General features: G+C 67.5%; 11 protein-coding genes and 1 pseudogene. 4 read left to right on the forward strand and 8 right to left on the reverse strand.

Annotation, left to right across the window (positions count from 1 at the left end):
* Positions 1-98: 98 nt before the first annotated feature.
* Both ACRDP3_RS11340 and ACRDP3_RS11345 read right to left on the reverse strand, forming a co-directional pair.
* Entirely contained in the window at positions 99-1286 is a 1188-nt protein-coding gene (locus ACRDP3_RS11340) for a cytochrome P450 (protein WP_431516760.1), read from the reverse strand.
* A gap of 45 nt (positions 1287-1331) precedes the next feature.
* Entirely contained in the window at positions 1332-1784 is a 453-nt protein-coding gene (locus ACRDP3_RS11345) for a helix-turn-helix domain-containing protein (RefSeq protein WP_431516761.1), read from the reverse strand.
* A gap of 229 nt (positions 1785-2013) precedes the next feature.
* Here ACRDP3_RS11345 and ACRDP3_RS11350 point away from each other — a divergent pair, with 229 nt between their 5' ends.
* The 3 genes from ACRDP3_RS11350 to ACRDP3_RS11360 all read left to right on the forward strand — a co-directional run bounded on the left by ACRDP3_RS11350 (position 2014) and on the right by ACRDP3_RS11360 (position 4792).
* Positions 2014-2406 (forward strand): MarR family winged helix-turn-helix transcriptional regulator, encoded by a 393-nt coding sequence (locus tag ACRDP3_RS11350; protein ID WP_431516769.1) that lies wholly within the window; start codon positions 2014-2016, stop codon positions 2404-2406.
* Positions 2407-2509: 103 nt separating this feature from the next.
* On the forward strand, positions 2510-3580 hold the full coding sequence (gene selD / locus ACRDP3_RS11355) for a selenide, water dikinase SelD (RefSeq protein WP_431516762.1): 1071 nt from the start codon (positions 2510-2512) through the stop codon (positions 3578-3580).
* A gap of 204 nt (positions 3581-3784) precedes the next feature.
* Positions 3785-4792, forward strand: a complete 1008-nt coding sequence (locus ACRDP3_RS11360; RefSeq protein WP_431516763.1) for a polyprenyl synthetase family protein — start codon at positions 3785-3787, stop codon at positions 4790-4792.
* Between the two features lie 193 nt (positions 4793-4985).
* Here ACRDP3_RS11360 and ACRDP3_RS11365 read toward each other — a convergent pair whose 3' ends face one another.
* The 4 genes and pseudogenes from ACRDP3_RS11365 to ACRDP3_RS11380 form a co-directional block, all read right to left on the reverse strand.
* Positions 4986-5600: an ArsR/SmtB family transcription factor gene (locus tag ACRDP3_RS11365; RefSeq protein WP_431516764.1), complete on the reverse strand. Its 615-nt coding sequence runs from the start codon at positions 5598-5600 to the stop codon at positions 4986-4988.
* 758 nt (positions 5601-6358) lie between these two features.
* Positions 6359-6619, reverse strand: coding sequence for a hypothetical protein (locus ACRDP3_RS11370; RefSeq protein WP_431516770.1), 261 nt, complete (start codon positions 6617-6619; stop codon positions 6359-6361).
* A 93-nt stretch (positions 6620-6712) separates the two neighbouring features.
* Positions 6713-6871: pseudogene (locus ACRDP3_RS11375) on the reverse strand (helix-turn-helix domain-containing protein); the annotation flags it as partial.
* A gap of 193 nt (positions 6872-7064) precedes the next feature.
* A complete protein-coding gene (locus ACRDP3_RS11380; protein ID WP_431516765.1) occupies positions 7065-7481 on the reverse strand; it encodes a hypothetical protein in 417 nt (138 codons plus the stop codon).
* Between the two features lie 124 nt (positions 7482-7605).
* On the opposite strand from ACRDP3_RS11380, the gene ACRDP3_RS11385 reads away from it, so the two are divergent.
* Positions 7606-8577 (forward strand): GlxA family transcriptional regulator, encoded by a 972-nt coding sequence (locus tag ACRDP3_RS11385; protein WP_431516766.1) that lies wholly within the window; start codon positions 7606-7608, stop codon positions 8575-8577.
* A gap of 240 nt (positions 8578-8817) precedes the next feature.
* On the opposite strand, the gene ACRDP3_RS11390 is transcribed toward ACRDP3_RS11385, so the two are convergent.
* Both ACRDP3_RS11390 and ACRDP3_RS11395 read right to left on the reverse strand, forming a co-directional pair.
* Entirely contained in the window at positions 8818-9276 is a 459-nt protein-coding gene (locus ACRDP3_RS11390; RefSeq protein WP_431516767.1) for a VOC family protein, read from the reverse strand.
* Positions 9277-9476: 200 nt separating this feature from the next.
* Positions 9477-9938, reverse strand: coding sequence for a hypothetical protein (locus ACRDP3_RS11395; RefSeq protein WP_431516768.1), 462 nt, complete (start codon positions 9936-9938; stop codon positions 9477-9479).
* Positions 9939-10689 lie beyond the last annotated feature (751 nt).

Consider the following 10689-nt stretch of genomic DNA (forward strand, 5'->3'; position numbering starts at 1 on the left):
GGGCGGCTGGTGGCGCAGGGTCTCTTCGACCACCTGGAACCGCTCCGCGTCCACGTCCGCCGTCTTTGCGGGCGCGGGGCGGTCCGCCCGGCCATCGCTCACCATGTGACCGGCAGGGCGACAGGCGCATTGAGCATGGAACCGGCAGTCCACTCGAGCTCGGCATGCGGAACCGCCACCTGCAGCCGGAGGAACCGCTCGGACAGGCCCTGGAGTGCCACCGCCAGCTCCGCGCGGGCGAGCGCCGCACCCAGGCAGAAGTGCGGGCCGTGACCGAACGTCATGTGCCCCGCGTCCCGGCGCGTCGGGACGAACTCGAGCGGATTCTGCCTGGCCGTCGGATCCAGGTTGGCCAGGTTGAGGCTGACGAGCACCTGCTCCCCGGCCTTGATGTGCTCCCCGGCGAGCTCGGTGTCATTCTTGGCCGTACGCCATATGCACGTATCGATGGGCGGCTGGTGGCGCAGGGTCTCTTCGACCACCTGGCCAACCGGAAGGGCGCCCGCGGCGATGCGCGACCAAAGGTCCGACTTGGTGAGGACCATGACGCCGCGCGTGAGCGTCTTGGCCGTGGTCTCGTGGCCGGCCACGATGATGAGGCCGGTGGTGGCGATCAGCTCCTCCTCGCTGAGGGCGTCGCGGCCGTCGCGGGCCCGGATCAAATCCGAGAGGAGGTCGTCCCCGAGGTTCTGGCGCCGGTCTACGACCAGGCGCCTGAGCCGCTCCTGGAACTCCACCATTGCCGTCTCGATCTCTTCGGCGGTGCTGCTCCCGAGCGAGATGAACACCTGGGACCAGCGGCGCAGGTCATCGCGGTCCTCGTCGGGTATGCCGCCAAGCACGCGGAAGATGACGTTCATTGGGAGCGGTAACGCCAATGTGGAGACGAGGTCGGCCGGCTGCTCCGCCGCTTCCATGTCGTCCATCAGCGAGCCGACCAGTTCCTTGATGTCCGGCACCATGGCCTGGATTCGCCGGGCCGTGAACACCTTTGAGGCGAGACGCCGGATACGGGTGTGCTCTGGAGGATCCATGCCGACCATCGGCACGCCGTCCCTTGCCCGTTTGTCATCCACGGTGGGGTCAGGCCGGCTCGTGAAGCGTAAGGGCTCGTTGAGTACCTCGCGCACTTCCTTCTCACCCGCGACGAGCCAGGCCGCGCCGCCTCCAGGCCCTATTACGCGCAGCACCGGACGCTCGCGCACGACTTCCAGAAGCAGCGGGTCAGGGAGCCCATCGGGGCCGAGCGGCCTGGGGAAGGTCATCTGCTCTGCCGTGCTGCTCATCGTTTCCTCCACGGGCGCACAGTCACTGCGGAAGTCGAATTGGCACTATTCCTGAGAAGATTGGAGGACTGTAGCATGCCGACTGCCGGTCGACGTAGGGAACGCGGCACCCGGCGGGCCCCCGCGGGCGGGTGGCAGAGGTAGTCGGCCAGCTTGCGCGGGCTCCAGTGGGTGAACGGCCGGCCCAGCGTCTTCGGTCGGGCGGTGGCCACCTGGACGATGTACGCCGGCGGTGATCCGCCGCGGCGCCCCGCCCGCCCAGCGCGGATCCAAGCACTCCAGACCCCGCTCGTTGAAGGCGTGAATGACGTCGCGGACGGTGTCGGGATCCGCGGCGACCAGGCGCGCGATGGCCTCGTTCGTGTTCCCCGAGGCCGATGCCAGGACCATCATCGCGTGCCGCACCTTGACTGTGTTGTGCCGGCCCCGCCGCACGATCCGCAGCAGCCTCCGGCCTTCCTCATCAGTGAGCCGACGTGCCCGTACCGGCTTGGCCATGACAGAACTCCTCCCGAAACAGGGGCCATCGACCAGCGCCTGCTCCGAAACCGAGATCGGCACAGCCAAACCCGGCACACCATCACGGACAACGCACTAGCATGCGACCAGGACAGGATCCTAGGACATGATGAATTCACTACACAATGTATGTGGGGCCAAGGGTGCGGTCGATCGCGCCGACGCCCTCGACTGCCTGCTGGCGCTCTCAGCCCGCTTGGCCGAGATCATGGAGGCCGGCATCACGGAGCGCGGATTCAGGCGCATCCAGGCGAGCCTGCTCATGAGATTGCGCCGAGCGGGCCCTGCCATGCAACGTGAACTCAGTGCTGCCCTTCGCGTAACACCCCGGCACGTGACCGGACTCGTCGACGCCCTTGAGGCGGACGGGTGGGTTTGCCGCGGGCCGCATCCCACCGACAGGCGGGCCTCCGTAGTCAGCCTGACCGAGCAGGGGAAAGCTGTGGTCCTGGCGATGGACGACGAGCGCCGGAAGTGGGCGGAGCAGGTCTTCGCCGAGGTGCCGGGGCCCGATCTGGCCGTGTTCTCCGAGGTGTTGGGCGTCATCGGGGCGGCCGTGTCCGACAGCGATCCCGCGACGCAGCAAGACTCCACGACCTGAACGCACGCCGACAACACCGGGCTCCACTCGACTCTTCCGCTGTTGCACTGGGGCCGCTACGCTTCCCGAACCAACCAAAATTCTATGGAAGTTTGGAGAAGGTATGAGCGATGCGGTCGGCAGTCTCCCTCGGCTCACGTCCATGTCGCCCGGCGCGGGCTGCGCGTGCAAGCTGCCAATGGCGAAGCTCGAAACACTCTTCACCAGCCTGGGCCCCGGCCTACCGACAGCCTCCGGCGACCTGCTCATCGGTGCGATGGAGGGCGACGATGCGGCCGTGCTGCGCCTGGACGACGAGCGGGCCCTCGTTCTCACCACGGACTTCTTCACACCGATCGTCGACGACGCGCGCAACTGGGGCCGAGTTGCTGCGGCCAACGCCCTCTCGGATGTCTACGCGATGGGTGGCCGGCCCCTCATCGCGGTGAATCTCGCCGCCTGGCCAGGCGAGGGCCTGCCGATCGAGTTGCTGGGCGAGGTCCTGCGCGGTGGCGCCGAGGTGGCGGCCGAAGCGAACTGCCCGGTGGTCGGCGGGCACACCATCGACGACCCGGTCCCCAAGTACGGCATGGCGGTGGTCGGACTCGCGCACCCCGACCGCCTGTTCGCGATCGACAAGCTCGCCGCCGGGGACCGGCTCATCCTGACCAAGGCGCTCGGAACGGGCGTGATCACGACGGCACTGAAGAACGACGCCGCCGACGATGAGACCGTGCAGTTCGCGGTGGACTCCATGACGCTCCTGAACGCAGGTGCGAGCGAGGCCGGTCTCACGGCAGGCGTACGAGCGGCGACAGACGTGACGGGTTTCAGCCTGCTCGGCCACCTGCACCGCATGCTGAAGGCAAGCGGTCTCACGGCAACCGTCCTGGCCGGCAGCGTGCCACTGCTCCCCGGGGCTGCGGAACTCGTCGACAAGGGCTTCGTCTCCGGTGGCACCCGCGCGAACATGGCTCGGCTGGCGGGCGAGGTCGAGGTCCATGCCGACGTGCCGGAGTCCATCAAGACGCTCATGTTCGATGCCCAGACATCCGGCGGCCTGCTCATGGCCGTCCCGGAGGCAGGCGTGGCCGCACTTCTGGGCACCCTTCGAGGTCAAGGGCTGCCCGCCGCGCTCATCGGCGAGGTCGGGACGGGAGCCCCAGGCGCCATCACTGTCGTCGGCCCGGCGTAGTACTCAGCTCACTCCCGAGATCGTCGGGCCGGCCGCCGTCTCGCGCGATCCGCCGCGACCGCGTGCGACACCTCTTGCACTCGGAGCATCAGCACGTAACATACGGGTTTCTATAACTCCATGGTTCTGTGGATGACGGGAGTTTCGGGGGATGGCGAGCTCGGCTCTGCGTCAACCCCTCGGCTTCAACGAAGCGAGGTTTGCATGTCCGTTCACGATGGGCTGTTACTCATCGACGGGATTGAATCGTTCACTTCCCTGGTCGCCGACGAGCTCGAGAACCGATGGGCCACGGGCGCCGGGACGCTCGATTCAGTCTGCTACTACTCCCTGGTGCCCACGGGGAAGCTCTTCCGTCCCTTGCTGCTGCTGGATTCCGCCCAGGCGGTCGGCGGCGACGCCGCCGCCGTGCTTCCGGCCGCGGCCGGAGCAGAATGCGGCCATGTCGCCAGCCTGATCCACGACGACATCATCGACCAGGACGATGTGCGCCGCGGTCGGCCGTCAGTACAGAGCAAGTACGGCCTCGGCGAGGCCATCGTCGCGGGTGACGCGCTCATATTCGACCTGTTCGCCTCGCTCGCCGAATGCAGACGCAACGGCGTGTCCGACAGGCGCGTCGTCGCTGCCCTTGAGGCGGTCGCGAAAGCGGGAATCGAGCTGTGCCGCGGCCAGTCGCTCGAGGCCGAGTTCACCGCCAGCCGTTGTTTCGATGTCGGCACGTATCTGCAGGTTGCCAGGCTCAAGACGGCCTCCCTCTTCCGCGGGGTGTGCGCCAGCGGTGCGATACTCGGCGGCGGCACCCCCGTCCAGATCCAGGCGCTCGGCTGCTACGGGGAAAGCATCGGTACGGCCTTCCAGATCCATGACGACCTACTGGCCTACCTCAGCGAAAGCGAGGTCACTGGGAAGCCCGACACCAGCGACGTCCAGAACGGCCGCCTGACACTTCCCGTCATCCTCGCCTACGAGTCCGCAACACCGGAGCAGCGGGAACAGCTCACCGAAGCCCTGTTCACCGCGCTCGACCCAGCGCAGGGATTGCGCCGGCTGATCGCCATCACCAGCGAAACCGGCGCGGTGGACGCTGCAACTGCGCTGGCCCGGAGTTACGCCGAGGAAGCCAAGAACGCAGTTCTGCTTCTCCCCCCGTCCCCCAGCCGCGAGCGACTGGCTTTCTTCGCCGATGCCGTAATCGAGCGAGCTTACTGACGGCAAGCCCGGTGGGGGAGCGCCGGGCGATTGTGTGCTCGGTCGGGCTCAGCCATGAGCTGAGCACCATCCGGAATGGCGGACTTGCTTACGGCCGTGGCGAGTTCGTGCCGAGCGGGCCGGACAGCACACGCAGTCCGGCCCGGCGCCGCGCCGCCGCACGGCACATGACGCTCTTGGCAGCGGCCGACCGTCAAGCCGCTTCGGTGGTCACGGGCATGCCGTCCAGCCGCCATTCGAGCATGCCGTCGGCCATCCGGCGCGCTGTGCGCCCGTGTTGCCGGAGCAGGCGGACCGCGTCGTGCGCAAGGACGCAATAGCTGCCCCGGCAATACGCCACGATCTCTCGATCGGAGGGAAGCGCAGCGAGCCGCTCGGCCAGGCTTTCCAGGGGGATGTTCAGCGCGCCGGGGATGTGACCGGCCATGTACTCCTCGGGCACGCGCACGTCCAGCACGATGACGCTGCCCTCCTTGACACGCGTCATGAGTTCATCGCGGTCGATCGGCTCCGCGTCCGTCCCCAGGTACGCGATGCGCACCCGTTCGGCCTCTGCGATGTGCGTCTCGGCCACCCTGCAGATCGAGCGGAAGAGGTTCGCCACATCCTCGCCGGAGATCCGGTAGTAGACGCGGGTGCCTTCCCGTCGCGTCGCGACGATCCCGGCCCGCTTGAGGGACTGGAGGTGTGCTGAGGCTGTGGTCAGACCGAGGCCGGCTGTGCGCGCCAACGACTCCACGGTCCGCTCGCCTTGAGCGAGGAGGTCCAACAGCTCCAGTCGCTTGCCACTGCCGAAGGCCTTGCCCACTCGCGCAAACTGCTCGTACAGGTCCGCCTTGCTGCTCGAACTCTCCATATCCACTCCTCAAGAATCTTCAGGAATAGGTTATCGGGTCTTCGAATTTAGTGGGGGTGCGGTGGTGACGGGTGGGCTCGTCAGTCACGCTGCGTGAGGTTGGTGGGGTGCGGGTGCGCCGGACGCAACCCTCTCTGTCAGTCTTGATCGAGTCAGGCATACTGGCTGATTCATTGGGTCGAGGGCGGAGAAGGAGTAGTGCCCCAGGTGGCCAGCACCAACGACCACGGGACCCCTGATCCGCAGGTAGAACCCCGTTCCATCGGCCCGCGCCGCTACAGCGCGGAGTACAAGGCCAGGATCCTCGCCGAGTACGAGACGCTCGACAAGCAAGGCAAGGGCGCCCTGCTGCGGCGGGAGGGCCTGTACTCCTCGCTGCTGCACGTATGGCGCCAGCAGCGCGTCAAGGGTGTCTGTAAGCACCTCCGTTGGGACCAGGGTTCCGAGGTCTGTTGGCCCCACCCTCGAACCCGCAGTCGACAGGGCACCCGGGCCACTGACGGCCTCTTTTCGCAGGTGGCCGTCTGTGCACCAGCCCCCACCGGCCCGGCAGTCGAACGCCCTTCGGAGCCAAAAGAACCTGGTACGGCAGGGCCAGAACAAGTGCTTACAAACACCGACTCTGTCTCACGAGGTCGTGGCCTCAGGAGCGACCACGGATTACCGCGTGCCGACTCACCCCACGACGTTCGACAAGCAGCCGTCAAGCATCACCTGGGATCAGAACGTCGGGCATCATCTGGGACTCGACAGGTGGGCTTGGGGTGCGTCCTGTCCCGCGTGTAGCCGTGCAAGTCGGGGGAGAGGACCCCGTCATGGAACTGCGGAGCCATGCGGTGTGCCGCACGGATGGCCAGCGCGGTCTTGCCGATGCCGGGCATCCCGTCGACGGTGAGGGCCGGCGTCCCCGATCCGGCTTCGACGACGGCCAGTTCACGTTCACGTCCCACGAACCTCACGTCGCTCGGCATCTGCCGTGTCATGGCGACGCCTGAGCCCGTTTCCGCGGTTCCGCGTCGCCGGAGGCCGGGCCGGTGGCAGTCAGGGACCGCCTGTTCTTCCGCGTCCAGATTCAGCGCCTCGGCCAGCAACCGCACCGAGGTGACACGAGGCCGCCCCGAGACGCCGCCTTCGAGTCTGCGCACGGTGCGGGCGCTCAAACCCGCTCGGCCGGCCAACTGCTCCTGCGTCAGCAACGCTCGCTGTCGCCATCCGCGTAACACAGCGCAGTCGACCGGGCCGACCGTTACCGAATCTGCAGCCGTCCCGCCCTCCCGGGGCTGCCCCGCCCCAGTACCGGACGGCAGGTGATGCGGCCCGGACGGCTTCCTCGTCGCGCGCCGCGTCAACGTCAGGACCCTCGCGGGCAGGGCCGGCCGGAGAATCGCGGCTCGGCGGCGCTGTTGTCCGGACTGGTCACCTGTGCGCCTTCCCGCTGTGGGCCGCGTGGGCCCTGGGCTTCGTGTACTCCTGCGGACGGCGCACCATCACCAGTGCCATGGCCGGCAGCATGAGCACGTGTCCGCCGACCATCACCGCATCGGCGCTGAGCGCGCCCGCCCAATGGGGCACGAGCAGCACCAGGAACGGTACGAACATGGCCGCGCACATCTGCAGCGTCGGCGCCCAGTCGTGGCCACGGAAACGCATCCAGGCGATCATCCCGGCCGACATCTCGGTGGCCATGGCCAGGGCAAGCGGTTCCACACGGTCGAACGCCCCAGACCAGCCCAGGGCACCGACCACGACCATGCGCAGCGGCTCAAGGACCATCATGGCGACGAACATCGCGGCGACCATCTCGAGGTAGTGGCGCCAGAAGTGTCTGTTCATGCCACGAGACTCATGAGCTGCGCGGGGAGGCGCACCTGTGTACGCCGGATTTGGCAGAAAACTTGGGATACCCGGCAGACAAGACACGGGCGTCGGGGTGCGTTCAGCGGCTAGGGTCGAGGCCGTGAAGACACGACGCGTAGTGGTCGTCGGCTACGACGGCGCTCAGGTGCTCGATATCGCCTGCGTCACCTCCACCTTCGCCGGCGCCAACCGGATCGTCGGGCGCCGGCTCTACGACGTCGAGCTGGTGACCCCCGCAGGACGGGCCATCACGTGTGACGCCGGCTTGGTGCTGCGCCCCGCCGGGTCACTGCAGCGCGCCACCGGGACGATGGACACTCTCGTGGTCTCCGGTGGCGACGGACACGAGGACGCCGCCGCGAACCCGGCGCTGGTCGCCCATGTCCGCCGGCTCGCGGGCACCAGCACGCGCGTTGCCTCGGTGTGCACCGGGGCCACCGTGCTCGCCGCGACGGGCCTGCTCGACGGACGACGAGCCACCACCCACTGGGCCTATGCCGCACGACTCGCGCGTCACTACCCCGCCGTCACCGTGGACCCTGACCCGATCTACATCCGCGAGGGCAACATCGCCACCTCCGCCGGTGTGACCAGCGCCCTCGACCTCACCCTGTCCTTCATCGCCGAGGACCACGGCGACAGCCTGGCCCGCGCCGTCGCCCGCAGCATGGTGACCTACCTGCACCGTCCCGGCAATCAGGCCCAGGTGAGCATGTTCGTCGCTCACACAGCGCCTGCCCACCAACTGGTCCGCGACGTCGTGGAGTTCGTCACCACTCACGTCGACGAGCCCCTCGACAGCGCCACCCTCGCGCACCGGTTCAGCGTCAGCGAGCGCCAGCTCAGTCGGCTGTTCCAGGCTCACGCCGGTATGTCACCGGGACGCTTCGTACGTCGTACCCGAACCGAAGCAGCCGCCCGCCTGCTGTCCGTCTCGACGCTGACTGTGGCGCTCATCGCCCAGCGATGCGGGTTCGGCACAGCCGAAGCCCTCCGCCAGGCCTTCGTCCGGCACTACGGAATCTCACCGTCGCGCTACCGGCTCGCGCACGCGACGAGCGTGGCGAGCTGACCCCCAGTATTTTTCTGGCCACCTTCTGACCTGCAAGGTCACGGAGGTTGGCGTACTAGATGAACGGCTCGGTAGGTGACGTGCCGGGTGCCGCCCGGCGGGAGTGGCTCATGGACCGCGTCTTCCACCCCAACGCAGAACCATGGTCGTGAGTCGCGCTCGCCCAACGTATTGCCATCGGGTCGGCACACTTCAGACCGCTTGCTATTTCCAACATCGGAGTGTGCCGGCGGGTACCCGTCAGGTGGCAGGTGGCGCCGATCGCTTCCGCATCGGCGGGGGTTCCTCCCCGAACACCCAGGGCGCAAGGACGAGTTCGCGTCCATCCGGATCGAGGAAGGTAATGGCGTCGTTGAGGTCCCAGTACCGGTACTGCCGAGCCGGCTCGTAGCCGGCTTCGGCGATCCGGGCTGCTACGACATCGCGTGCGGGCTCACCCGAGAAGTACAGCACCAGCTCTTCATGCCGGTCGACCGGCACCGGCTCGAGTCCCTCTACCAACTCGAAAGTGGTCTGCGTTCCCGGCAGGCCGAAGATGGCGACGCCGAAGCCGTCCGGACCGGTCTCGCCGAGGTACACCAGCGGCAGTCCGACCACGTCGCGGTAGAAGATCACGGATTCCTCGTACCGATTGCAGCGACGGCCGATCCTGGTAGCAGCCACCGCCAAGCCGTCGGGCCAACTGAACGCCTCACTCATGAACACCATCCCAGCAGTCTGAAGCGAAGCGGTCCTGTGAACCAGCGGCATGACGGGGCGGTTTAGACACCGAAGTTTGAGCGGTAGCTCGTTGGCGCTCTCAGAGTCGACGCTGTCGGGGATCCCCAGATTCGCAGGGAAGACCGTGCGCTCTCCCGGCGGTTCCGGACATCCCGTCCCCACTCCGCCGGCCTCGGCGGCTACCGGCGGAACCGGGCGCGCAGCTTGGACATCCAGCTCGGCAGCCAGGTCATGATGGCCACCGTCGCGGCCAAGCTGCCGAGTGTCACAAAGAAGGCCCCCGGATAGAGGTGGTTCACCCAGCATGGCTCCCACTCGTTGAGGCAGGGGTCCGAGGCGCTCTTCCTTCCGGGGATCGCGCGAGAGGCGGCCATGGCGATCACCACGCTCACGGCCGCGCACGCGATGCCGGCCATGGTCCATTTGGTCGAGCGCGTGCTGCTGGCCGAGTTGACCCGGCGGAGGGAGCGTTTGGTGGCCGTGAACGTGATCGGGAGCAGTGCGCCGACGGTGGCGCCGAATCCGATGCCGGTCGCCGGCCAGTACGCGGCCAGATCCCACAACTCGTCACCGAGCCACAGCGACAGTGCAAAGAATCCGCCGAGGGCTACGAGTGCGGCGGCCTGCTTCTTCCAGCTCACCTTGGAACGGGTTCATCAGCGGATCCTCTCGGTGGTCTTGTGCGTGCGGCCGGTGCGTGGGCGGCGGCCGCGAGCCCGCCCGTCCGCGGGGCGTAGGAAGTAGGCGGGCGCGTGGCGGCGCCTGCGGCGGCCGTCGTGCCAGGGCAGCCAGAACGGCTGCGATGAGATCCCTGCATCTGCGGGTCAGCGTCGAGGAGGATCAGCCTGGTCCCGCTCCAGTCACGACTCGACCCGGTGTGCTCAGTGGTCGTGCCGCAGCCCGCGAGGCGCTTCCCGCCGGCCAGCGGAACGGCCGCACGGGCGCCACCAGCTCGAAACGGACACCCCAGCGAGAGGCGAAAGGCCGCCTTACCTGTACGCCGTCTTCGAAGAATCCCAGGTCAAAGGCCACAAGGCCCGGGTTTGCGCATGCTCCCGCGAGCTCCCCCACTGCCACCCCTGACGACCCAGCACATCGTGCCACTCCAACTTCGGTGACACAACCTAATGTTCATCAAGGTTCGCTGGCAATGATCAAGGTTCGACAACACAGGACAGGCGGCATCGTCATCAAGCGAACCCGCACCTCATAGCTGCGCCCGCTCGCCTGGGAGCACGTGGACCTGGTCGGGATGCCGGACGCGAATGTCGCGCGTCAGACTTTGTGGCAGGGCCCGTTGCTTGCGGGTCTGATCACGTGAGGAGTCTGATCGTTCATGCCGAAACCACCGGTGCTGCCGGCGGAGGAGAAGGTCCGGATCGTGCTGTCGAT

The organism is Streptomyces sp. (assembly GCF_050698815.1).
In the GTDB taxonomy this organism is placed as follows: Bacteria; Actinomycetota; Actinomycetes; order Streptomycetales; family Streptomycetaceae; genus Streptomyces.